General features: G+C 59.7%; 18 protein-coding genes. 5 read left to right on the forward strand and 13 right to left on the reverse strand.

Annotated elements, in window-relative coordinates:
• Positions 1–5 precede the first annotated feature (5 nt).
• Both GOX88_RS21495 and GOX88_RS21500 read left to right on the forward strand, forming a co-directional pair.
• Positions 6–1,340: a hypothetical protein gene (locus tag GOX88_RS21495; protein ID WP_254443397.1), complete on the forward strand. Its 1,335-nt coding sequence runs from the start codon at positions 6–8 to the stop codon at positions 1,338–1,340.
• A gap of 138 nt (positions 1,341–1,478) precedes the next feature.
• Positions 1,479–3,986: a GcvT family protein gene (locus tag GOX88_RS21500; RefSeq protein WP_170406876.1), complete on the forward strand. Its 2,508-nt coding sequence runs from the start codon at positions 1,479–1,481 to the stop codon at positions 3,984–3,986.
• Positions 3,987–4,031: 45 nt separating this feature from the next.
• On the opposite strand, the gene GOX88_RS21505 is transcribed toward GOX88_RS21500, so the two are convergent.
• The 3 genes from GOX88_RS21505 to GOX88_RS21515 form a co-directional block, all read right to left on the reverse strand.
• Positions 4,032–4,367, reverse strand: a complete 336-nt coding sequence (locus GOX88_RS21505; protein WP_170406879.1) for a carboxymuconolactone decarboxylase family protein — start codon at positions 4,365–4,367, stop codon at positions 4,032–4,034.
• Positions 4,368–4,436: 69 nt separating this feature from the next.
• Complete coding sequence (locus tag GOX88_RS21510) at positions 4,437–5,090, reverse strand: DUF938 domain-containing protein (protein ID WP_170406882.1); 654 nt, start codon at positions 5,088–5,090, stop codon at positions 4,437–4,439.
• The gene (locus GOX88_RS21515; protein ID WP_170406885.1) at positions 5,087–6,160 is read right to left on the reverse strand and encodes an NAD(P)/FAD-dependent oxidoreductase; all 1,074 of its coding nucleotides are present in this window, start codon (positions 6,158–6,160) and stop codon (positions 5,087–5,089) included. The genes GOX88_RS21510 and GOX88_RS21515 overlap by 4 nt, the downstream gene beginning before the upstream one ends.
• A gap of 143 nt (positions 6,161–6,303) precedes the next feature.
• Between GOX88_RS21515 and GOX88_RS21520 the strand changes: the two genes are divergently transcribed.
• Both GOX88_RS21520 and GOX88_RS21525 read left to right on the forward strand, forming a co-directional pair.
• Positions 6,304–6,684 (forward strand): hypothetical protein, encoded by a 381-nt coding sequence (locus GOX88_RS21520; protein ID WP_170407010.1) that lies wholly within the window; start codon positions 6,304–6,306, stop codon positions 6,682–6,684.
• 3 nt (positions 6,685–6,687) lie between these two features.
• Positions 6,688–7,920, forward strand: coding sequence for an HlyD family secretion protein (locus GOX88_RS21525; RefSeq protein ID WP_170406888.1), 1,233 nt, complete (start codon positions 6,688–6,690; stop codon positions 7,918–7,920).
• Between the two features lie 277 nt (positions 7,921–8,197).
• Here GOX88_RS21525 and GOX88_RS21530 read toward each other — a convergent pair whose 3' ends face one another.
• The 10 genes from GOX88_RS21530 to xdhA all read right to left on the reverse strand — a co-directional run bounded on the left by GOX88_RS21530 (position 8,198) and on the right by xdhA (position 18,938).
• On the reverse strand, positions 8,198–8,881 hold the full coding sequence (locus GOX88_RS21530; protein WP_170406891.1) for a hypothetical protein: 684 nt from the start codon (positions 8,879–8,881) through the stop codon (positions 8,198–8,200).
• 47 nt (positions 8,882–8,928) lie between these two features.
• Positions 8,929–9,072: a hypothetical protein gene (locus GOX88_RS21535; RefSeq protein ID WP_170406894.1), complete on the reverse strand. Its 144-nt coding sequence runs from the start codon at positions 9,070–9,072 to the stop codon at positions 8,929–8,931.
• Positions 9,073–9,261: 189 nt separating this feature from the next.
• Positions 9,262–10,335 carry a BMP family ABC transporter substrate-binding protein gene (locus tag GOX88_RS21540; protein ID WP_170406897.1) on the reverse strand — a complete coding sequence of 358 codons (1,074 nt, stop codon included), beginning with the start codon at positions 10,333–10,335 and terminating at the stop codon, positions 9,262–9,264.
• Between the two features lie 31 nt (positions 10,336–10,366).
• Positions 10,367–11,287, reverse strand: a complete 921-nt coding sequence (locus GOX88_RS21545) for an ABC transporter permease (RefSeq protein ID WP_170406899.1) — start codon at positions 11,285–11,287, stop codon at positions 10,367–10,369.
• 3 nt (positions 11,288–11,290) lie between these two features.
• The gene (locus tag GOX88_RS21550) at positions 11,291–11,602 is read right to left on the reverse strand and encodes a hypothetical protein (protein ID WP_170406902.1); all 312 of its coding nucleotides are present in this window, start codon (positions 11,600–11,602) and stop codon (positions 11,291–11,293) included.
• The gene (locus GOX88_RS21555; protein ID WP_170406904.1) at positions 11,602–12,684 is read right to left on the reverse strand and encodes an ABC transporter permease; all 1,083 of its coding nucleotides are present in this window, start codon (positions 12,682–12,684) and stop codon (positions 11,602–11,604) included. The genes GOX88_RS21550 and GOX88_RS21555 overlap by 1 nt, the downstream gene beginning before the upstream one ends.
• A gap of 35 nt (positions 12,685–12,719) precedes the next feature.
• Positions 12,720–14,237 (reverse strand): ABC transporter ATP-binding protein, encoded by a 1,518-nt coding sequence (locus tag GOX88_RS21560; RefSeq protein ID WP_170406907.1) that lies wholly within the window; start codon positions 14,235–14,237, stop codon positions 12,720–12,722.
• Positions 14,234–15,181 (reverse strand): xanthine dehydrogenase accessory protein XdhC, encoded by a 948-nt coding sequence (xdhC, locus tag GOX88_RS21565; RefSeq protein WP_170406913.1) that lies wholly within the window; start codon positions 15,179–15,181, stop codon positions 14,234–14,236. The genes GOX88_RS21560 and xdhC overlap by 4 nt, the downstream gene beginning before the upstream one ends.
• Entirely contained in the window at positions 15,181–17,583 is a 2,403-nt protein-coding gene (gene xdhB / locus GOX88_RS21570) for a xanthine dehydrogenase molybdopterin binding subunit (protein ID WP_170406916.1), read from the reverse strand. The genes xdhC and xdhB overlap by 1 nt, the downstream gene beginning before the upstream one ends.
• Entirely contained in the window at positions 17,580–18,938 is a 1,359-nt protein-coding gene (gene xdhA, locus GOX88_RS21575) for a xanthine dehydrogenase small subunit (protein WP_170406918.1), read from the reverse strand. The genes xdhB and xdhA overlap by 4 nt, the downstream gene beginning before the upstream one ends.
• 344 nt (positions 18,939–19,282) lie before the next feature.
• Between xdhA and dnaE the strand changes: the two genes are divergently transcribed.
• Complete coding sequence (dnaE, locus tag GOX88_RS21580; RefSeq protein ID WP_170406921.1) at positions 19,283–22,783, forward strand: DNA polymerase III subunit alpha; 3,501 nt, start codon at positions 19,283–19,285, stop codon at positions 22,781–22,783.
• The last annotated feature ends 84 nt before the right edge of the window (positions 22,784–22,867 follow it).

Consider the following 22,867-nt stretch of genomic DNA (forward strand, 5'->3'; position numbering starts at 1 on the left):
AGTGATTGATTTCGGATATTCAGATGGACGGTTTGCGGATTTTTGGGTTTGTGGTGATCATAGTCTTGGTCATCATCGGTCTGGACTATTATCAACAGGACAAAAAACACGAAGGCACTTTGTCCGCCAATGGCTATGTAGACACGATCAAGCATCGCTTCGCGCAGCAGCAGGTCGAGCGTGACGCCAAAGCCGCCGAGCGGGAACGCGAAAAGCTGTGGAAAGCGGGCCCAAAGCCCTACCTTCCCGCCTCCACCAAAAAATGGTCCCGGTACGAACTGACGGATGCGGATAACGAAGCCGTTTCGACCGCGATCTCAAAATATGGCATGACGCCTCTGATCAGTTCCATTTCTAACACGGCGGAACTGATGAGCCTGACCAACAGTGGCAAAGACGGCATTCTGCGCAAACTCAGCAAGACGGGTGCGGTCTATGCACAAGGTGAGGAAATCGCCTGGTTCGATATCAGCCTGAAACAGGAATCGCCACGCAATACGCTGGCCGGAATTGCTCTGTCCCGTCAGCAGAATTTCATGGATCATGCCGTGATCAAGAAAGGGTTCGCTGTCATCGATGGTGTCGCTTTCATCGAGATTACACAGGACACGACATCTCCGACTGAGGCGCTCGCATATCGCAAGATCAGTGGGCGGATCGGGATCGACGAAGAGGTCGTCATCCGGTTGCACACCAATGCCAGCGACGCCTCGATCCGGGAACTTTTGGGCGCGGTTGACTATGCGGCCCTCAACGCTTTGCTGACGTATCCATCACCTGTCGTCGGGCAGGGGATATCGGTGACACTGGCCAGACAACCAGAGGTCGCCGAGAAAATGGACCGTCTGTATTCCAAAATGAAGATGGTCCAGGAAAAGACAACCAACGATAAGCTCAAGAATCTGGATTTCGCGGCAGTAATGGTGAACACGATGACGGCGTCGGGGTTTAACAGCGAAGGCCTGATGGACATCACCGGCGGAGAGGTCTTCGAAAACCAGGATGTCCTGCAGATCGGTTATGGCCGGGCGCAAAAGCTGCTTCTGGGCTCGGATATACGCCGCGCGGCGTTGGAATACGGGGCTGAAACGGACACCACGCTCGTGGATGATGCGATCGAATTGGATACCGCAACACAGGATAGCGCCGCCGAGCAGGATACGCAGGGCTTTTTCGGGCGACTGAAAGACAAGCTGCCAGCTTTTGGCGCGTCTGAGCCTGACAAGGCCGCTGCAAAACCTGCTACAAACAATCAGCCTGTACGCGTGCACAAAGGTGGGGTGGGTAGCGGCTGTGCCAAGATCGGCAGCATCAAGCGGTGTTCGGTCACCGGGCAATAGGGACAAAAAACGACGAATCCGGTGGTCATCAGCGGCAGCGGGGTCGTTTTCCTTCTCTCACTGGTCGGATGAATGTCGCGTTTGGTCCTGCAAATGCGCCATATGGTTCCAACAGATTCCAAGGAGAGACGTCCGGTTATGAAAACCCAAGTCAAAGCACTGGTCGTAGGCGGCGGCGCCGTCGGGACCTCGATTGCCTATCACCTGGCCAAGGCAGGCTGGGACGATGTGATGTTGATCGAACGGGACGAGTTGACGTCCGGGTCCACCTGGCACGCAGCGGGCCTGCTGCCGCTGTTCAACATGTCCTATGCGACGACCCACATCCACAAGTACTCGGTCGATTTCTACAAGACGCTCGAGGAAGAGACCGGCCTGAACGCGGGTTTCGCCGTGGTCGGCAACCTGCGCATGGCGCAAACGCAAGAGCGTATGGACGAATACATGCTGTATGCGTCCACAGCCGAAACCTGTGACGTTGCATATGAGTGGCTGACGCCTGAGCAGATCAAGGAACGCTGGCCGCTGATCGAGACCTCGGACCTGAAGGGCGCGATCTATCACACCGAAGACGGCTACATTAACCCCGCCGACGTGACCCAGGCGATGGCCAAGGGTGCGCGTCAGCGCGGGGTCGAGATCGTCCGCAAGATGCAGGCCGATGCCTTCCACTGGAACGGCACCCATTGGGAAGTCACCTGCACCAAGATGGTCGAAAAGGGTGGTAACCTGGTCGAGAGTGACGAGCAGGTTGTGATCACTGCCGAGCATGTCGTGACCGCATCGGGCAACCACGCACAGCGCACCGCCAAGATGCTGGGCATCAAGATGCCCGCCATTCCGGTCGAGCACACCTTCATCGTCATGGACAAAGACCCCGAGCTGGTCAAATGGCGCGAAGCCGGCAATCCGGAACACCCCGTTGTGCGCGACGCGGACAACGAATCCTACGCACGTGAAGAGCGCGGCGGCTGGATTCTGGGTATCTATGAACACGGCGCACCCGCGCGGTTCGAGCACGGCGTGCCCGACAGCTTCCGCGCCGACCTGTTCCCGCTGGATCTGGACCGGATCGCCGATCAGTACATGGCAATGGCCGAACGTGTGCCGTCCTGTGCCGAATCCGGCCTGAAGGACGATTTCAACGGCCCGATCTGCTATACCCCCGACGGCAACCCGCTGGTTGGTCCGGCTCCGGGTCTGCGTAACATGTGGCTGGCCGAAGGTTTCTCGTTCGGGATCACCGCAGCGGGCGGCACAGGTTACTATCTGGCGCAGATGATGGTCGATGGCGAAGCCGAGATCGACATGGCATCGCTGGACCCCAAGCGTTACTCGTCCAACTGGATGACCACCGAGTTTGCGGCGCGCAAGAACGAAGAGTGCTATGAGCACGTCTATATCCTGCACCACCCCGACGAAGAACGCGCTGCCTGCCGTCCGCTGCGGACTGTTCCGGCATATGATCGTCAGAAAGCGCGCGGCGCACAGTTCGGCTGGGTCAACGGCTGGGAACGTCCGAACTATTTCGGCCCGCTGGACGCGCCGGAAAACTTCGATGAAGAAGGCCGTTCGTTCCGCCGTGGTAACTGGTGGCAATACGCCGTCGAAGAAGCCAAGGCGATCCGCGAAGGCGTTGGCCTGATCGACGCATCGGCCTTTACCAAGCACGTCGTCAAAGGCCCCGGTGCGACCCAGTTCCTGGATTGGTTCACCTGCAACAAGCTGCCCAAGGTCGGCCGCATCAACCTGACCTACGCGCTGACCTCGCACGGCACCACCCGCACCGAATACACCATCGTCCGCAACGGCGAGAACAACTACTACATCGTCTCCGCCGGTGCCTGGACCGAGTACGACGCCGACTACCTGCGTAAGGCGGCTGAGGACAAGATGGAGGAGTTCGGTTACATCGAGATCCAGGACGTGACAACCCAGTGGGGCGTCTTCGCCATCGCCGGACCCAAGTCGCGTGACGTTCTGAAAGAGGTCATCAAGGACGCCGATCCGGAAACCGCTCTGTCTAACAAGCGCTTCCCGTGGCTTTCGGCCCGTCAGATCGAACTGGGCATGTGCCCGGTCAACGCGATCCGTGTGGCCTATACCGGCGAGCTGGGCTGGGAACTGCACCACCCGATCGAGATGCAGAACTACCTGTTCGACCTGCTGGAAAAAGCCGGTGAGAAGCACGGTATGAAACTGGTTGGGGCCCGCGCTCAGAACTGGCTGCGTCAGGAGAAATCCTATCGCGCATTCGGCACCGAACTGGGCCGCGACGCGACCCCGCTGGAAGCCGACCTGCCGCGCTTTGTTGACCTGTCGAAAGACTTTTACGGCAAGGCCAAGCTGGAAGAGACCGGTGTGCGTGTTAAGTGCTGCACTTTGTTGATCGACGGACCGGACGACGCCGACCCGTGGGGCCGCGAGGCGCTGTATACACCGGAAGGTGAGCGCGTGGGTCGCCTGACCTCGGGCGGTTACTCGGTCGCGTTCGAGAAATCCATCGGCATGGGGTACGTGAAGCCCGAGTTCGCGGTCGAAGGCACCAAGCTGCAAGTCAAAATTCAGGATAAGCTGTGGGACGCGGTCGTCACCTGCGACAGCCCCTACGATCCGAAGAACGAGGTCATCCGCAAGGACGGCTAAACAAACAAAGGCCCCGGATAAGTCCGGGGCCTTTTGCTTTTGGGATCAGGCGCTCAGTTCGTCGTAGCATTCCAACGCTTTGGCGGCATACATCATCGATGGCCCTCCGCCCATCTGTACGGCCATGGCCAGCACATCGGAAAACTCCTCTCGCGTTGCACCCGCTTTGACCAGCGCTTCGGTATGAAGCGTGATGCAGGGCTCACACCGGATCGCGATGGACATGCCCAAGGCGATGAATTCCTTGGTCTTGTAGTCCAGCGTTCCACCCTGTTTGACCACAGCGCTCAGCGCTCCGAATGCGCGGGTGGCGTCGGGTATCGCGCCGTTGAGGTTGCGCAGGCCATTGCGCGTGTCTTTGATCTTGTTCTGCCAGCTCATGTCATCATTCCACTTAACATTAGATAAATGGAATATGTAATGGCGCGCTCAGCCGGGCCTTGATTTTGATCAGGTGCCGGATTTTTCCGCAACAAAAGCCAGGTTATTTGCAGGCATCTCGACAACTTTAAGGACGGTCAGGTTCTGGGCGGTCATCCAGCCGACGATATCTTCGTCATTCTTATAGCCGATTTCGGCATCCTGCAGGACCAGCGCGTCATGGAACCTTTGGTCGCCGTCGCTCGTAAGCTGGCCAGAGCGTTTGAACGGCCCGTAGAGGATGAACCTTCCCCCAGGGGCCAGTGCCTGCGCGGTTTCGGCGATCAGTACCTGCGTTTCGGGCCAGCTGATCAAATGCACCAGATTGATCAGAACGATCAGGTTCTGCTCGGCGAACGCCTCATGCCAGCCTGGCGCCGTTGCGTCCAGCGCGACGGCGTTGGCAACGTTGGGCAGGTCGGCGGCATAAGCGTCGATGCTGGCGCGCCGACCGGGTTCCACCTCGGTCGGTTGCCAATTCAAGCCGGGCAAGGCGCGGGCAAAGGCGCTGACATGCTGGCCGGTGCCGCTGGCGATCTCAAGCGCCTGACCGGTCGTTGGAGTCCATTGCGACAGCAGTTCACACAGCGCCTCGGCGTTGCGGGTTGCCGCAGGGGCAATCAGTCGCCCGTCCTGTCCTTCGGTGGCGACGCTGGCATTAGAGGGCAGGGAACGCTTGGTCATCGGCGCAACCTTTCCGGGCTGAGGGCCGCGATCGTTTCTGCGTCCAGTTCCGGCGCAGCACCGATCACGAGGTCCGCCACCAGTTGCGACGCGGCGGGAGAGGACTGGAACCCGTACCCGCCCTGACCGGCGACCCAGATGAATGACGGATCGGCCGGGTCCGGACCCAGAACCAAAGTTCCGTCGGGCGCAAAACTGCGCAACCCCGCCCAGCTCGTTTCGACCCGCGTGACCGGTTCGGTGACCATCTCTTCGTACCGGGCCAGACCTTCGGCCAGAACCATATCGTCGGCATAGGCATCATGCGGTGAAACCGGGTCGGCCTCGGACGGAGAGACCAGCAGCTTGCCCGCATCGGGTTTGGCGTACCACGCCTCACCCACGCCCAGCATCATGGGCCATCCTCGGACGTCATGCCCGCCCGGCGCAGGCAGGCGTGCCATTGACCGGCGTTTGGGAATGATGCCGATCGGGGCAATCCCGGCCATTGCAGCAACCTCGTCCACCCATGCACCAGCGGCATTGATCAAAATGCGGGCTTCGTTGGTGCCTCCGGCCTCGACAACCCAATGAGGGTTCTTGCGGATGGCAGTGACCTTGGCTTTGGTCAGAACCTCGCCGCCATTGCCGCGAATGACGCGGGCGAAATCCTGCAGCAATCTGTCCGTGTCGATGTCGAACGCCGCATTGCTGATCGCGGCAAATCCCAGCGTCTCGGGGTTCAGGATCGGCACACGGGCCTGCGCGTCGTCCGTAGAGATGACCTGCATGTTCAGATCCGCAACGTCCTGTTCGAACGCCTCACCCTGACCCTTGTGCCCCACCAGCATCAATCCACGTGGCGTCAGATACCCGCCATTTTCGGTGTGCATGAAATCGGCGCTCGCCTTGTTCAGCGCCACAACCGACGGCGGACCATAGCTTTCTTCGAACAACGCGGCCGAGCGGCCCGAGGCGTGATAACCCAGCGCATCCTCGGCCTCGAGCACGGCTACCTTCCCGTGCTGCGACAGCCGCGCCCCGGTGCTGAGGCCCGCAATGCCACCGCCGACAATCAGAAAATCAATCATATTCATCCTTCCGGTCACGTTCCATGTGTTAAGGACGTAAGCGTCTGCAAACATTAAGCAGGCTTGAATTTACGCATCAACCCATCCAAACAAGGATCAAACAGAAACAGGAGGGCAGGGTGAGTACCGCAGATTTACACCCGATGGCCACGGGACATATTCCGTCCTACGTGACCCAGGCGGACGGCAGTGATTTTCTTTTGACGTTCATGTTCGTTTTTACCGTTGTCGTCATCATTCTGATCGGCGTGGGATACTTCACTCTGCACTCGATCCCCGAAAAGATCGCGCATGAATCCAATCACCCTCAGTTTCAGTTGGTTGGCATTCTGGCTCTGTTGGCGCTGTTTACCCATAACGGTCTGTTCTGGGTTGCCGCCATTCTGGTGGCCGGGTTCCAGTTCCCCGATGTGGCCGCGCCTCTGAGGGCCATTGCCGACGCGATCCGATCTTTGGGCAAACAGGACCTGTCAGAACCCGCCCCGGCCCAGCCGACCGAACCCGCCGCGCAGCAGGAGCAGTAAGACATGCTTGAGACTTTGATGTGTGCGCTGGTAACGGTGCTGCCCGACTATCTGTTTCGCCGCTTCGTGCAGGGCAAACGGATCGGTCATGAAATCACGCTGTTCACCATGTGGTATGAACTGCGCTGGGGCCTGACCACTTGTGCCATTCTGGCGCTGACGGTTATCACCACTCTGTTTTACTTCCACCCGGCCAGTAAGACAGCGGCATCCTATTTCCGCACCGTGACGATCCTGCCACAGCTGGGTGGTCGCGTGTCCGAGGTGTATGTCTCCAATAACCAGCAGGTTGTGGCAGGCCAGCCGATCTTTCGGATCGAGGATTTCACCCAGACCGCAATGGTCGAAGCGGCCCATGCCCAGATCGCGCAGGTTCAAGCCTCGTTGAAAGTGGCGGAAACCGATTTGGCCGAGGCCGAAGCCGGGATTGCAGGGGCTCGCGCCTCGCTGGATCAGTCGCTTGAGGATTTGGAGCGCAATACCACGCTGCGCGACGAGGGCTCAAGCGCCGTAAGGCTGGCCGAGATTGACCGGCTGGAAAACCTGGTGGCGGAACGTGAGGCGCAACTGAGGGCTGCAGAGGCGCAGCGTGCCGCTGTCGTTCAACAGATCGAGGAGTTGATCCCCGCGCAATTGGTCAGCGCCAACGCGCAGCTGGATGCCGCGTTGACCGAGCTGGACAAGACCGTGATCAGCGCCGGCGTAACGGGTCGGGTTGAACAGTTCGGCCTGCAGGTCGGTGACTATGTCAGCCCGCTGTTGCGCCCGGCAGGTATCCTGGTTCCGTCAAGTTCGGGACATGACCGGTTCCAGGCCGCGTTCAACCAGATGTCGGCGCAGGTTATCAAGCCCGGTATGATCGGCGAGCTGGGTTGCATGACCAAGCCCTTCACCGTGATCCCGATGGTTGTGGTCGAGGTTCAGGACGTGATCCCGTCCGGGCAAATCCGCCCCACGGATGAGCTGCGGGACGTGCAGGCCAACACCAATCCGGGTTCGATCCTAGTGTATATGGAGCCGCTCTATAAGGGTATGTCCGATGATATCCCGCCGGGCAGCAATTGTCTGGCCAATGTCTATACCGACAATCACGAACGGCTTGAGCATGAGGATCTGGGCTTTTGGCAATCCGCTGCCCTGCATGTGATCGACACGATCGGTGTGGTTCACGCGGCGGGCCTGCGTCTGCGTCTGATCCTGATGCCGGTGAACACGCTGGTGCTGACAGGGCACTAATTGCGACTATTGACCGATGGTAATGTTGCCATCAAGCGGCGGGTCAAGCCCGCGGCTTGATGGCTGTCCCACCCCATACCCCTTAGAGAGGAGCCTGCCGTCGCGTGTTAGGCTCGGGCGCGGGTCGTCTCGTTCGGACCTTAACGGTTCGTGCGCGGCGCGGCGGCAAAAGGCCGGATCACGCGGCGTGCATTTTGCTCACAAACCTGACGCAGAGCCTGCATTTCAGGCGCTGCCGGATTTGCCCATTTGGGCAGTTTGGTTGTGGAGGGGCAGACTATTCGGGTAGTTTGATTTCCACAAGACCTTCCAGATCACCTGGTTTGACACCTTGGTTGAGCAAAGTCTCTGTTACGAGATAGGGTAGTTGGCGCAATGAGGGAAAATATCCCTGCATCTCTCCAAGGGCGACGTTTTGAACTACCTGCCGGAGTTCCTTCAAGTTTAGCCGCTGATTGGGGCGCTCTAAGAAATTGTGTAGGTACCATGCGGCGAGTCGATCAGTGACAAAGGGTTCTGCACTCGCCGGACTGTCTTTTCCCGGATAGGGTGCTGCTGTCGCCTCTCCAATCAAATAGAACTGGTCCTCTCCTTGCTGATGAATAGAGAGTCTGAAGGCTGTAATCGGGTTTTTAGAGGTATTGGATACAGATTGTTTTCGAAACTTCTCGCGTAGTATCAACTTGCCTTCGACACGTAGAAACTGTGCTTCATTATTTGAGGCAGAAAAGGTTTGATACACTTTGAAAGGCACTCGGAATAGCAGATCCCCATAGATTTCCAGCAGTGGCTTGATCTGAGCCTTTCCGGCCAACCTCTCACCATTGCGCCATTTGCTCACCTGTCCTTGTTGAGTACGACACAGATTGGCGATTTCCATTTGCGTCATACCGTCGTTAAGCGCAATGCGCACCAGATCTTTGGTCTGGGGGAACGGGTCTTTCTTCTTCGTGTCACTCATGTCTCGGCCTCCGGTGGGCCGGGCGCTTATGAGCGCCCGGCGAATAGTCACGATTTCTTGGGGCTCGGGGATTTCCGGTTCGGATTAAGCTGCTTTCCCCGGTTGCCCTGATTTTGTGCATGGGTCTTGTTCTGACCCGGAGTACCTTTGTTCGGGTTCTTCATATCGGCCGGACGGTTCGGTTTTTTCATGTCATGCTCCTTTTGTCTGACATGGCCGACGTTAGGTGTATTCCGGTCATTCCCAGAATGGTTGAACGTGGAATATTCTGGAATACTTCGGAATAGAATACAGTTATCGAATAACTTTGTACGATAATGGCGGCTTGAAACGAAAAAGGCCCGCTGATCCAGCGGGCCTTAATCACTCACCATGCAGACCTACTGCGGGATTTCGCCTTCCAGCCCTTCGACATAGAAGTTCATGCCCGCCAGGGTGCCGTCGTCAGCGGTTTCGCCCTCGCCCAGCCAGTCGCTGCCGTCCTGCTTTTTCAGCGGGCCGGTGAAGGGGTGGTATTCACCCGCGGCCATGGCAGCCTTGAGAGCCAGTGCCTCTTCCTTGACGTCAGCCGGAACCGCGTCGGAAATCTCGCCGATCTCGACCATGCCTTCCTTGATGCCGTCCCAGGTGTTCACGGTTGCCCACGAGCCATCCATGACGGCCTGGGTGCGTGCAATGTAGTAGGGCGCCCAGTTGTCGATGATCGACGATACGCGCGGGAACGGAGCGTATTCGCTCATGTCCGAAGCCTGACCGAAGGTGACGACGTTGCCCGCCTCTTGTGCGGCTGCCTGCGGTGCGGTCGAGTCGGTGTGCTGCAAGATCACGTCTGCGCCCTGTTCGATCAGAACGGTGGCTGCGTCAGCTTCTTTTGCCGGGTCAAACCAGGTGTAGGCCCAGACAATCTTGAACTCGACATCCGGGTTCACCTTCTTGGCATGGATATAGGCCGAGTTGATGCCCCGGATCACTTCGGGGATCGGGTAGGAGCCGATATAACCGACTGTGTTCGATTTGGTCATCTTGCCCGCGATGTGACCCTGAACGGCGCGGCCTTCGTAGAAGCGGGCCGAATAGACCGAGACGTTGTCGGCAGTTTTATAGCCGGTCGCGTGCTCGAATTTCACGTTCGGGAATTTCTTGGCGACGTTGATGGTCGGGTCCATGTAGCCGAACGATGTGGTGAAGATCAGGTCTGCGCCTTCCAGCGCCATCTGGGTCATCACGCGTTCTGCGTCCGGGCCTTCCGGAACGGATTCGACGAATACGGTTTCGACGTTGTCGCCAAAGTGCTCTTCAACGGCCAGACGGCCCTTGTTGTGTTCATAGGTCCAGCCGCCGTCGCCCACCGGGCCGACATAGACGAAGCCGACCTTGGTTTTGTCTTCGGCCATGGCCCCCGAGGCCAGACCAAGCGCCATGGCAGCGCTTGCCAGAAGTGTAGTGATTTTCATGTGTTACTCCCCAAGTTGGTTCAGTTGGCCCCTAGTGTGAGGCATGGAAGGTCCGGCCCAATGCGGCAGGTGCGCTGCTCTTGTCGGCCGAAAGGATCACAAGCACAAGGATCGTGATAATATAGGGCGACATTGCCAGATACTCGACAGGAATGGCAACGCCCGCTGCCTGCAAATTAAGCTGCAATACGGTGATGCCGCCGAACAAATAGGCCCCCAGCAAGGCACGCCACGGCTTCCAGCTGGCAAACACCACCAAGGCCAGAGCGATCCAACCGACACCGGCGGTCATGCCCTCGGTCCACTGTGGCACGCGGATCAGGCTGATGTAAGCGCCGCCGAGGCCCGCGCAGGCACCACCGAACAGGATCGCCATGATGCGAATCTTGATGACCTTATAGCCCAGCGCGTGCGCGGCATCGTGGTTTTCGCCCACCGCGCGCAGGATCAGACCGACGCGGGTGTATTTCAGCGTGGCCCAGACCGCGGCGGTCAGAGCGATGCCGACATAGAGGATCGGGTCATGCTGGAACAGGATCGGGCCAATCACCGGGATATCACTGATCACCGGGATATGGATTTCCCCCATGCTGGGCGGTTTGATCCCCACATAGCTTTGCCCCAGAAGGGCACTGAACCCGAGGCCAAACAGGGTCAGGGCAAGGCCACTGGCCACTTGGTTGGCTAGTGCAAACTGCGTCAGCAGCACGAACAACAAGGATAGCACCGCACCACCAATGGCCGCCGCGATGAAGCCCAGCCAGGGCGAGCCGGTCTCGACCGAAATCGCAAAGCCGCTGATTGCGCCGACGATCATCATACCCTCAACACCGAGGTTCAGGACGCCGGCCTTTTCCACGACCAGCTCTCCGATCGCGGCCAGCAGCAGGGGGGTTGCAGCCACCATCAGCGAGGCGACCAGAAGTACGGGATTAATTTCACCAAGGTCCATGAGTCACTCCTTGACCAGAAAGAGGAAGACAGACGCAGCGCTTGCCGCAAGACATACAAACATTGGGACAAGCCGGGTTAAGAAACCAAACTGCTCGGGCCAAGGACCACTTAGGCGCTCCGCGAGTTTATTCATCGGGTGAAACAGGACAGCAATCAGCACTCCTGCGATTAACCTGGCCGCATCGAAATTGCCGGTTACCATCTCCATCAATATCAGGACGCACCCCATGGAAATTGGAAAGAGCAGTCCGAGACCTGCGTGAATAGTCGTGGCGCGGCGATCTGCCTGAATGGCGGTGACTAAGGTATTCATCACGCCACCTCGCTACGGGCCGCACGGATGCGGTAGTTTGTCAGAAGATCGAATGCCAGCAGGAAGAACAGCAGCATTCCCTGGAACACCTGAATGGCGGCGGCAGGCAGGCCCAGCTGAGACTGCGCGATTTCACCGCCGATATAGGTTAGCGCCATCAGACCACCGGCCAGCAGGATGCCTACCGGATGAAGGCGGCCCAAAAAGGCCACGATGATCGCGGTAAAGCCGTAGCCGACGTTAAAGTCGATGCTGACCACGCCCGAAGGACCGGAGACTTCGAACATCCCCGCAAGCCCCGCCAGCGCACCGGACAGGCCCAGACAGAACAGGATCAGGCGGGCCGGGTTCACACCTGCGAACTTGGCCGCGCGGGGTGCCTCACCCGTCAGGCGGATGTGGAAGCCCAGCATGTGCCGGTTCAGCAGGATATAGGCAAAGATCACAGCGATCAGCGCGGTTACGACACCCCAGTGCATCCCCGATCCGGCGATCAGTTCGGCGTTGTGGGCGCTGTCATAGGACTGCAGGTTGCGTGAGCCGGGAAAGCCGAACCCTTCGGGGTTCTTCAGCAGGCCCAGCGAGACCGAGGCCAACATCTGTTCCGCCACATAGACCAGCATCAGCGACACGAGGATTTCGTTGGTGCCAAAGCGGACCTTCAGGAACGCCGGGATCATCGCCCATAGCCAACCGCCGAACGCGCCTGCGATGACCATGATCGGAAAGATGTAGAACGCATCCAGCGGATAAAAGGCTAGACCAGCCCCTGCGCCAAAGATGGCGCCCATGATGTACTGACCCTCAGCCCCGATATTCCAGATGCCGGCACGAAAGCCCAAAGACAGGCCGATGGCGATCAGCACCAGTGGCGCGCCTTTCACCAGCAATTGCGGGCGGTAATAGAATGCGAACTCACCGAACAGAGGTTCCCAGAAAATCGTCCCGATGGCCTCAACCGGGTTCTTGCCCAGAATGGCGAACAGAATGCCGCCAAACACCATCGTCGCCAGCACTGCGACCAGAGGGGTGGCATAAGACCACGCCTTGGACGGCTGTGGCCGTTTCTCCAACACTATCATCTGGTCACACCCCCGTTTTCATTTCTTGTATTGTGTTAGACATGGGCCACCTCCATGCCGTGCGCGCCACCCATCATCAGGCCGATCTCGTCAACCGTCAGGCCCGTGGTCGGGCGCGGGGCGCTCAGGCGGCCTTCGTTCAGAGCCGCGAAGCTGTCCGAGATTTCCATCAGTTCGTCCAGATCCTGCGAGATGCAGATGACCGCTGTTCCCTTGGCCGCCAGATCCAGAATGGCCTGCCGGATCGACGCCGCCGCGGCCGCATCCACGCCCCAGGTTGGCTGGTTCACCACCAGAACGTCCGGGTTCTGCAACACCTCGCGACCGATCACGAATTTCTGCAGATTGCCGCCCGAAAGAGACCGCGCCGCATTCTCGGGCCCCGGTGTGCGCACATCGAAGGCGCTGATAATCTTTTCGGCAAAGCTCTTGGTTTCGGTCCATTTGAGGAACCCGTTGCTTTCCAGCCCCTCGCGAACCGAACCGGTCAGCAGGGCGTTCTCGGTCAGGCTCATGTCCGGCGCCGCCGCATGACCCAGCCGTTCTTCGGGCGCGGTTAATACACCCAGCTTGCGTCGCGCAGTGGGGCCAAGCTTGCCGATCTTCTGACCGTTGAACTTGATCGCATCAGCGGTTGTCAGGATTTCGCCCGACAGCACACCCAGCAACTCGTCTTGCCCGTTCCCGGCGACGCCACCGATGCCCAGAACCTCACCCTTGCGGACCCTCATGTGAACATTGCGCAATGCCGTGCCGAACTCCGACGGCGATGGTACCGATAACCCGCTGACATCCAGCGCGACCTCACCGAACTCGCGACCCGAACGCTCGGGTGTCTGCAGGGTCGAGCCGACCATCATCTCGGCCATGTCGCGGGCCGAAGTCTCGGACGGCACACATTCACCCACGTTCTTGCCCAGACGCAGGATCGTGGCGTGATCGCACAGGGTCCGGATTTCCTCCAGCTTGTGCGAGATATACAGGATCGAGGTGCCCTCGGAGCGCAATTTGTTCAGCGTTTCGAAAAGGATATCAACCTCTTGCGGGGTCAGTACCGAGGTCGGTTCATCCATGATCAAAAGCTTTGGGTCCTGTAGCAGACAGCGGATGATCTCGACCCGTTGACGCTCACCTGCGGACAGGTCGCCGACGGTGCGGAAGGGGTCCAGCGGCAGGCCGTAGGTCTCGGACACTTCGCGGATGCGCGAGGCCAGATCGCCCATCGGCGGCGGGTTCTCCATCCCTAGCGCGATATTTTCGGCCACGTTCAGCGCGTCGAACAGAGAGAAGTGTTGGAACACCATCGCGATCCCGTCAGCGCGAGCGGCGCGGGGTTCGGGCGGTGCAAAGGGCTGGCCGCGCAGCAGCATCGTGCCGCTGTCAGGTTTCACCAGCCCATAAATCATTTTCACCAACGTGGATTTGCCCGCGCCGTTTTCACCCAGCAGGGAGTGAACTTCGCCTTCACCGATGTCAAAGGACACCTGATCATTGGCCACGACGCCGGGATAGGCTTTGGTCAGCCCTTGCAAGCTTAAAAGTGGAGTGGTCACGCGCTCAGGTCCTTCTTCAACTCGTTCTGCCAGGCCGGGCGCAAAAGCTGCGCGGCGACGCCAACGGCGATCATCTGCGGGTGTTTGCCCAGGCCGGGGTCTCCAATCGGGCAGGTGATCCGGCTGATCCGTTCGGGCGAATGCCCGAGGGCCGCCAGCCGCGACCGGAATCGCGCCCATTTCGTAGCCGAGCCGATCAGGCCAGCAAAGCGGAAATCGTGCGAAAGCAGCCGGTTGCACAGCTCTAAATCCAGAGTGTGTGAATAAGTAAGCACAAGATGCTCGGCATCGCGCGGTGCATGACGCACCAGTTCGGCTGGTTTTGCGGCCGGAACCGGTGTCACGCCAGCTGGAATCGTATCCGGAAACCGCTCGGGGCCAGTATCGACCCAGGTGATTGCCAGATCGGGCAGCGGCGACAAGACATCCATCAGCGCGCGGCCTACATGGCCTGCGCCCCAGATCCACAGATTGCGGGTCGGTTTGTGCACCGGTTCCACCATCCAACCGTCGACCAGTTGCGGTTCAGGCGCGACGCCCTGTCCGCGTGCGGCCGCCAGCAGGCGTTTGACCGACAGGGGCATGTCGCCGCCGGACGGGGACCGCACGATCACGGTATCGTCTAGTGCGTTCATAGCCACTTGGTCATAGACCTCGCTGAGCAGTGATACCGCGCCGCCGCAGCATTGGCCCATGTCGGGGCCAAGCGCGTGATGGGTCAGACGGCCTTGTACCGTCTGCGTTCGCGCGGCCTCAGCCGCTTGATACTCCAGCGTGCCACCACCGATTGTGCCGCTTTGCCCGAAGCCGTTTTTTTCTGGCCAAACCAGCATAGCAGCACCGACCTCGCGCGGGGATGACCCCTTGATCGCAGCAATGACCACCCGGGTGACTTTCCCGTGGGTTTTGACCGCCTCCCTCAAAGCCTCTCGATCAAATCCCATCAGGTTCCTCCTTTTACCCTTTGGACGCCGTGCCAGATTTCCTCGGCTGTGGTGGGTGCATCCATTGCCGGATAGCCGTCGCCACAGGCGGCCACCGCGTTGGACAGCGCCAGCCAAGCCGAGATACCCAGCATGAAGGGCGGCTCGCCCACCGCTTTTGAGCGATAGATCGTGTCCTCGCGGTTTTCGCCATCCCACAGTGCGACGTTGAAGATGTCGGGCCGGTCCGAACAGGCCGGAATCTTGTAGGTTGAGGGCGCGTGCGTGCGCAGGTTGCCCTTGCCGTCCCAGACCAGTTCCTCGGTCGTCAGCCAGCCTGCGCCTTGCACGTACCCGCCTTCGACCTGTCCGATATCCAGCGCCGGGTTCAGCGACGCGCCCGCGTCATGCAGGATGTCGGTGCGCAGGATGCGGTTTTCGCCGGTCAGAGTGTCCACGGCGACCTCGGTGATCGAAGCACCATAGGCGAAGTAGAAGAATGGGCGGCCACGTCCGGCGATCCGGTCCCATTCGATTTTTGGCGTTTTATAGAAGCCGGTTGCTGACAGACTGATGCGCCCCTGATAGGCCAGTGCGGCGGCTTCGGCGAAGGTATAGCGTTCTTCGCCGACCGAAACGTGACCGTCCGAGAAGGTGACTGTCGATGGATCGGCCTGATGCCTCTCGGCCAGATAATCGGCGATCCGGTCGCGGATCGTGTCGCAGGCAGCTTTCACGGCCATGCCGTTGAGGTCACTGCCCGAGGATGCCGCCGTGGCCGAGGTGTTCGGCACTTTGGCGGTATCGGTGGCGGTGATCTTCACCATATCGAGCGGAATGCCAAAGCGCGACGCGGCGACCTGTGCAACCTTCTGGAATAGCCCCTGACCCATTTCCGTGCCGCCATGGTTCAGGTGGACCGAGCCATCCTGATACACATGCACCAACGCACCCGCCTGGTTGAGATGGGTCAGAGTGAAGGAAATCCCGAACTTGACCGGAGAGAAGGCGATGCCTTTCTTGATCACGCTGTTCTCGGCGTTCCATTTCTGGATCGCGGCCTTGCGCGCAACATAGTTGCTGGATTTCAGCAGCGCTTCGGTCAGCCCGTGCAGCTCAAAATCGCTGACCTCCATGCCATAGGGCGTGGTGTTGCCACCGGTGGGCAGAGGGCGCACCGGGGCGTCACCCATATCAACTGCACCACGGCTGGTCAGGTCTTCGTGCGGGTCAGGATGGCCCAGCGGTTTCTCTGTCGGCTCAACTTCGGCAACCTTGTGCGCCGGCTCATAGTAGTTACGACGGCGCAGTTCGACCGGGTCCAGCCCCAATTCATAGGCTGCGTGATCCATCACCCGCTCGATCCCGACCATTCCCTGCGGGCCGCCAAACCCGCGATAGGCGGTGGCGGATTGGGTGTTGGTCTTCAACCGGTGGCTCTCGATCCGGGCGTTGGGCAGCAGGTAGGCGTTGTCCGAATGCAGCATTGCCCGGTCTGCCACGGGCAGGGACAGGTCCTGCGCCCAACCGCAGATGGCGTAGTGATGGAACGAGACGCCCTGAATATGGCCGTTCTCATCGAATCCGGCCTTGTACGCGATGCGAAATGCGTGGCGCTTGCCGGTGATGATCATGTCATCGTCGCGGTCATAGCGCATCTTGCAGGCCTTGCCGGTCGCACGCGCGGCCACTGCACAGGCAACGGCCAAAGCGTTGCCCTGACTTTCCTTGCCGCCAAAACCCCCGCCCATCCGGCGAGTTTCAACACGGACTGCGTGCATGGGGACGCCCAAAGCGTCCGCCACCTTGTGCTGAATCTCGGTCGGGTGCTGGGTCGAGCTGTGCACCAGCATATCCGCGCCTTCATTCGGCACGGCCAGTGCAGCCTGACCTTCCAGATAGAAATGCTCTTGCCCGCCAAGTTCAAAAGACCCCTCGATCACATGGGCTGCGCCCGCAATCGCAGCATCCGCGTCACCCTTGGCATAGATGCGCGGGCCGTTCTCGAACCGGCTGTCGGCAGCCAGAGCCTCCTCGACGGTCAGAATGGGCGTTTCTTCGGCATAGTCGATTTTTCCCAAATGGGCGGCCTTACGGGCGGCCAGATGGCTGGTGGCGACAACCATAAAAACCGGCTGACCGATATAGTGGACGGTGCCATCGGACAGCAGGGGTTCATCATGGATCGAGGGCGAGACGTCGTTGGCGAATGGCAAATCCTTGGCCGTCATTACCATCACGACCCCATCGGCGGCTTTCACGGCCGACAGGTCCATCGCGTTGATCTTGCCTTTGGCAATCGGGCTCAGACCGAAGGCCAGATGCAAAGAGCCCTTGGGCGTCGGGATGTCATCCACATATCGCGCCGAACCGGACACATGCAGAGGCGCGGCGTCATGGGGGAGGGGTTTGGTTACGCTCATGCCGACACCTCCAGCACATTGGTCAGTTCGCCCTGATCCTCGAGGAAGTACCGCTCAAGCATCGCCTTGGCGGTTTCCAGACGATAGGTGGCCGAGGCGCGCATGTCCGTCATCGGAGTAAAATCACTGTCGAAAGCTGGGATCGCGGCTTGAACGGTCTCACGCGTCCAGGGCTTGCCGGTCAATGCGGCTTCGACGTTAGAAGCGCGCTTTGGAATGCCAGCCATGCCGCCGAACGCAATACGCGCATCAGCAACAACGCCGTCTGTTACTGTGATATTGAAACACCCGCACACGGCTGAGATATCCTGATCGAACCGTTTGCTGAGTTTGTATGCCTTGAGCCGGTCCGCCTGGCGGGGGAAGCTGACGGCCTCAACAAATTCGCCCGGCGCGCGGTCTTGCTTTCCGTAATCGAGGAAGAACTCCTCCAATGGGAGAGACCGGCGCACATCACCCTTGCGCAGATGCAAGGTGGCGTCCAATGCGATCAGGGCGGGCGGGTTGTCTCCGATGGGGGAGCCATTGGCAATGTTGCCGCCCACAGTCGCCGCGTGGCGGACCTGAACACTGGCATAGCGGCGGATCATTTCGGCGTAAGAGGGGTGCAGATCTGCCAGCGCCTCGCCCATGCGGTTCATATCGACCATGGCACCGAAGCGGGCTTCGTCCTTAGTGATCGTGATCTGTTTCAGGTCTTCGCAGCGGTTGAGGAAGATCACCGGGTCCAGATCCCGCAATTGCTTGGTGACCCAAAGACCCACATCGGTTGCACCGGCGACCAGAGTGGCATCCGGGTTCTTGGCATATACCTTCGCCAATTCGTCCGACGAGCCGGGCAACATCGGCGATGCCTGCGCAGTGACCGGTTTGTCTTTGACCCAGACAGGAACGGGCTGATCCTCAGCAGCCTGAGCTGCGCGGATGATCGGGGCATATCCTGTGCAGCGGCACAGGTTGCCGGCAAGCTGGGTGTCGTGATCCGTCGCGCCATTTGCGTGACTGGCCACCATCGACATGACAAAACCGGGCGTGCAGAAGCCGCATTGTGACCCATGCAGATCGATCATGGCCTGCTGCACCGGATGCGCCTCGCCATTCGGGCCGCTGGCCCCTTCGACCGTGCGGACCGCTTTGCCATGCAATTGCGGCAGGAACAGGATGCACGAGTTCAGCGCCTTGGCGCCGCCCTCATCCGTCACCATGACGGTGCAAGCCCCGCAATCGCCCTCGTTGCAGCCTTCCTTGGTGCCAGTCAGGCCGCGATCCTCGCGCAGCCAATCCAGCAGGGTCGCTGTCGGATCGACATCCGCCAGCTCCACTGTCTCTCCGTTCAGAAGAAACGTGATTTTCATTCGAGAAACCCGTCGCCTTACCCGGTTGCGCCCTTGGGTGCCCTCCTTCGATGCGACGTAGAAAGAGTGGCGGGCAGATAGCTTGCCATCAGATGTTAGAAACACGGCAGGTTCTCTGGCAAGAAAAACTGCCTATATTATGCACCATTAGACTGGCACAGCTTGTGAATGTCGCGTTTGTGTAAAAGGCAGTCGCTTGTAAAGAAAGCACTTTTTGCTGGCGGCGCCCAGTCAATCCCGAAGCACCTTCTGAAAAAGCCGAATAATCCGCACCGATTTTTTAGGCATTCCAAAGCGTCGGTTCCCGCTTTTGCCGGGCCGCTGGCTGGGATAGCGTAGGCGGCATGAGCAGTACTCCTCGATTCATTCACCTCCGCGTTCACACCGAATATTCCCTGCTGGAAGGCGCCGTGCGGCTGAAAAAGCTGCCCGCTCTCTGCGAGAAATTGGAGATGCCCGCCGTCGCCGTCACCGACACGAACAGCATGTTCTCGGCTTTGGAATTCTCGGTCACCGCCAGCGGGGCCGGGGTGCAGCCGATCATGGGCTGTCAGGTTGATCTGACCTATCTGCAGGCACAGCCCGGCGAGAAACCCAAAGCGCCCGCGCCACTTGTGCTGCTGGCGCAGTCCGAGGTTGGGTATGAGAACCTGATGAAGCTCAGCTCGTGCCTCTATGTGGACAAGGGCGGGCAACTGCCACAGGTTACAGTGGAGGAGTTGGCCGACCGGTCCGATGGCCTGATATGCCTGACCGGCGGGCCGGATGGGCCGGTTGGAATGCTGCTACAACAGGGTCAGCGCCCGGCGGCCGAGGCTTTGGTGGATCGGCTGGCGGCGATGTTCCCGGATCGCCTTTACATCGAACTTCAGCGCCATCCGGGTGAAGACGGCCAACCCGAGGCCGAACGTCTGACCGAACGCGGCCATGTCGAGATGGCCTATGCCAAGAACCTGCCGCTGGTTGCTACCAACGACGTATACTTCCCCACGACGGATATGTACGAGGCGCATGACGCGCTGATCTGTATCGCCGAGGGGGCCTATGTCGATCAGCAGGAGGGCCGCCGCCGCCTGACCGCGCAGCACTATTTCAAGTCGCAGCAAGAGATGGCGACGCTGTTCGCCGATCTGCCCGAAGCGATCGAGAACACGGTCGAGATCGCCAAACGCTGCGCTTTCATGGCCTATCGGCGTGATCCGATCCTGCCGAAATTCGCGGATGACGAGGTCGCCGAACTGCGCCGCATCGCCAACGAAGGCCTGCAGAAACGTCTGGCCGTGATCCCGCATGCGGTGACGCCGGAAGAGTATCAGGAACGGTTGGATTTTGAGCTCGACATCATCGAAGGCATGGGGTTCCCCGGGTACTTTCTGATCGTTGCCGACTTTATCCAATGGGCCAAGGATGAGGATATCCCGGTAGGACCAGGGCGGGGTTCGGGTGCGGGCTCGCTGGTGGCCTATGCCCTGACGATCACTGACCTTGACCCGCTGCGCTATTCGCTTCTGTTCGAACGCTTCCTGAACCCGGAACGGGTCTCGATGCCCGACTTCGATATCGACTTCTGCATGGATCGTCGCGAAGAGGTGATCCGTTACGTGCAGCAGAAATACGGGCGCGACAAGGTGGGGCAAATCATCACCTTTGGTGCGTTGCTGTCGAAGGCCGCCGTGCGCGACATCGGGCGGGTGCTGCAAATGCCCTATGGGCAGGTGGACCGCCTGTCCAAGATGATCCCGGTCGAAGGGGTCAAACCCGTCTCTATCGAAAAGGCGCTGAAAGACGAGCCGCGCCTGCGCGAAGAGGCGCGGAATGAAGAGGTTGTTGACCGCCTGCTCACCTACGGCCAGCAGGTCGAAGGGCTGCTTCGGAACGCCTCGACCCACGCGGCGGGGGTGGTGATCGGCGACCGGCCATTGGATGCGTTGGTGCCTCTGTATCAGGACCCGCGGTCCGACATGCCCGCAACCCAGTTCAATATGAAATGGGTCGAACAGGCCGGGTTGGTGAAGTTCGACTTTCTGGGTCTGAAGACGCTAACGGTGATCCAGAACGCGATGGATATCATCTTCAAGTCTGGGCGGCCCTTGCATGTGGCAGCGGACGGAACCGAGCTTTATGAACCCGCCGACGGGGCCGAGAACCAGATCAACGCCATCCCGCTGGATGACGAGGCGACGTACAAGCTTTATTCGGCGGCCAAGACTGTGGCGGTGTTCCAGGTGGAATCCTCGGGCATGATGGACGCGCTCAAGCGGATGAAGCCCACCTGTATCGAGGACATCGTGGCCCTTGTGGCACTGTACCGTCCGGGCCCGATGGAAAACATCCCAACTTATTGCGAGGTCAAGAACGGCCAGCGCGAGATCACCTCGGTTCACCCGCTGATCGACCATATTCTTGAGGAAACGCAGGGTATCATCGTTTACCAGGAACAGGTGATGCAGATCGCTCAGGTGATGGCCGGGTACTCGTTGGGTGGGGCCGACCTGTTGCGCCGGGCGATGGGTAAAAAGATCAAAGAGGCAATGGACGCCGAGCGCCCGAAATTCGAAAAGGGCGCGGGTGAAAATGGCGTGGATGCCAAGAAGGCCAGCGAAGTCTTCGACCTGTTGGAGAAGTTCGCCAATTACGGCTTCAACAAATCCCACGCCGCCGCGTATGCGGTGGTCAGCTATCAGACCGGCTGGCTGAAGGCGAACCATCCGGTCGAGTTCATGGCAGGTGTCATGAACTGCGATATCCACCTGACCGACAAGCTGGCAGTGTACTTCGAAGAAGTCCGCAAGGGGCTGGAACTGCCCTATGTGCCGCCTTGCGTGAACCGTTCATTGGCCACGTTCGACGTGGTGAATGGAGAACTGGTCTATGCGCTGGGCGCGTTGAAAAACGTCGGCGTCGAGGCAATGAACCTTGTGGTTGAAGGGCGCGGCGACAAGCCGTTCGTCAACCTGTTCGACTTTGCCCGCCGGGTCGATCTGAAGAAAGTTGGCAAACGCCCGTTGGAAATGCTGGCGCGCGCCGGGGCGTTCGATCAACTCGACAAGAACCGTCGCCGCGTATTCGAAAGCCTTGATCCTCTGGTGCAGTATTCGGCCGCGATTCACGATCAGAAGAACTCGAACCAGGTGTCGCTGTTTGGTGAGGCGGGGGACGACCTGCCCGAACCGCGCCTGTCGCCCACGCCCGACTGGCTGCCCGCTGAACGTCTGAGTGAAGAGTTCAAGGCGATCGGATTCTACCTCTCGGGTCACCCGCTGGACGACTATATGCCCGCGCTGAAACGCAAGCAGGTGCTGACACTGGATGAAGTGACCGAAAAGGCGCGGTCGGGTCCGTTTATCGCCAAGATGGCCGGCGTCGTGGCTGGGCGGCAGGAGCGGAAATCCGCACGCGGCAACCGGTTCGCCTTTGCCCAGCTTTCAGACCCGACGGGGGCCTACGAGGTCACCCTGTTCTCGGAAACGCTGGAGAAATCGCGCGAGTTTCTGGAAACCGGCGCGCAGGTGGTGCTAACCGCCGAGGCAACCATGGAATCCGATCAACTGAAACTGCTGGGCCGCTCGGTCGGGCCGGTGGATACCGTTGTGGCCGAGGCTGGCGCGACCGGGCTGCGGATATTCGTTGACGAACCGGGCGTGTTGGCGACCGTCGCGAAGGTGCTTGAGGACGCAGCCGGTGCAGCCAAGCGGGCCTCAAAAGGGCCGATCCATGTCTGCCTGATGGATCCGGGTCTGCCGGGCGATGTCGAGATGGATCTGGGGCAGGACTTCCCGATCAATCCGCAGATCAAGGGCGCGATCAAGTCGCTGGACGGCGTCACCGATGTCGAGGAAATCTGAGCCAGCCATTTGTTGCCACAATGTTTTCGCGCGGCTAGGCTGTGATCATTACCTCATTTGCGGCGTGTCACGGGAGGGCACCGG

It is taken from the genome of Ruegeria arenilitoris, from assembly GCF_013030985.1.
Lineage (GTDB): Bacteria > Pseudomonadota > Alphaproteobacteria > Rhodobacterales > Rhodobacteraceae > Ruegeria > Ruegeria arenilitoris_B.

Coding starts and splice junctions, on each gene's coding strand:
- GOX88_RS21540 (WP_170406897.1), bottom strand. CDS start 10,335: ATGAAAATCACTACACTTCTGGCAAGCGCTGCCATGGCGCTTGGTCTG.
- GOX88_RS21530 (WP_170406891.1), bottom strand. CDS start 8,881: ATGAGTGACACGAAGAAGAAAGACCCGTTCCCCCAGACCAAAGATCTG.
- GOX88_RS21500 (WP_170406876.1), top strand. CDS start 1,479: ATGAAAACCCAAGTCAAAGCACTGGTCGTAGGCGGCGGCGCCGTCGGG.
- GOX88_RS21520 (WP_170407010.1), top strand. CDS start 6,304: ATGGCCACGGGACATATTCCGTCCTACGTGACCCAGGCGGACGGCAGT.
- GOX88_RS21555 (WP_170406904.1), bottom strand. CDS start 12,684: ATGATAGTGTTGGAGAAACGGCCACAGCCGTCCAAGGCGTGGTCTTAT.
- GOX88_RS21510 (WP_170406882.1), bottom strand. CDS start 5,090: ATGACCAAGCGTTCCCTGCCCTCTAATGCCAGCGTCGCCACCGAAGGA.
- dnaE (WP_170406921.1), top strand. CDS start 19,283: ATGAGCAGTACTCCTCGATTCATTCACCTCCGCGTTCACACCGAATAT.
- xdhB (WP_170406916.1), bottom strand. CDS start 17,583: ATGAGCGTAACCAAACCCCTCCCCCATGACGCCGCGCCTCTGCATGTG.
- xdhC (WP_170406913.1), bottom strand. CDS start 15,181: ATGGGATTTGATCGAGAGGCTTTGAGGGAGGCGGTCAAAACCCACGGG.
- GOX88_RS21525 (WP_170406888.1), top strand. CDS start 6,688: ATGCTTGAGACTTTGATGTGTGCGCTGGTAACGGTGCTGCCCGACTAT.
- GOX88_RS21550 (WP_170406902.1), bottom strand. CDS start 11,602: ATGAATACCTTAGTCACCGCCATTCAGGCAGATCGCCGCGCCACGACT.
- GOX88_RS21535 (WP_170406894.1), bottom strand. CDS start 9,072: ATGAAAAAACCGAACCGTCCGGCCGATATGAAGAACCCGAACAAAGGT.
- GOX88_RS21505 (WP_170406879.1), bottom strand. CDS start 4,367: ATGAGCTGGCAGAACAAGATCAAAGACACGCGCAATGGCCTGCGCAAC.
- xdhA (WP_170406918.1), bottom strand. CDS start 18,938: ATGAAAATCACGTTTCTTCTGAACGGAGAGACAGTGGAGCTGGCGGAT.
- GOX88_RS21545 (WP_170406899.1), bottom strand. CDS start 11,287: ATGGACCTTGGTGAAATTAATCCCGTACTTCTGGTCGCCTCGCTGATG.
- GOX88_RS21515 (WP_170406885.1), bottom strand. CDS start 6,160: ATGATTGATTTTCTGATTGTCGGCGGTGGCATTGCGGGCCTCAGCACC.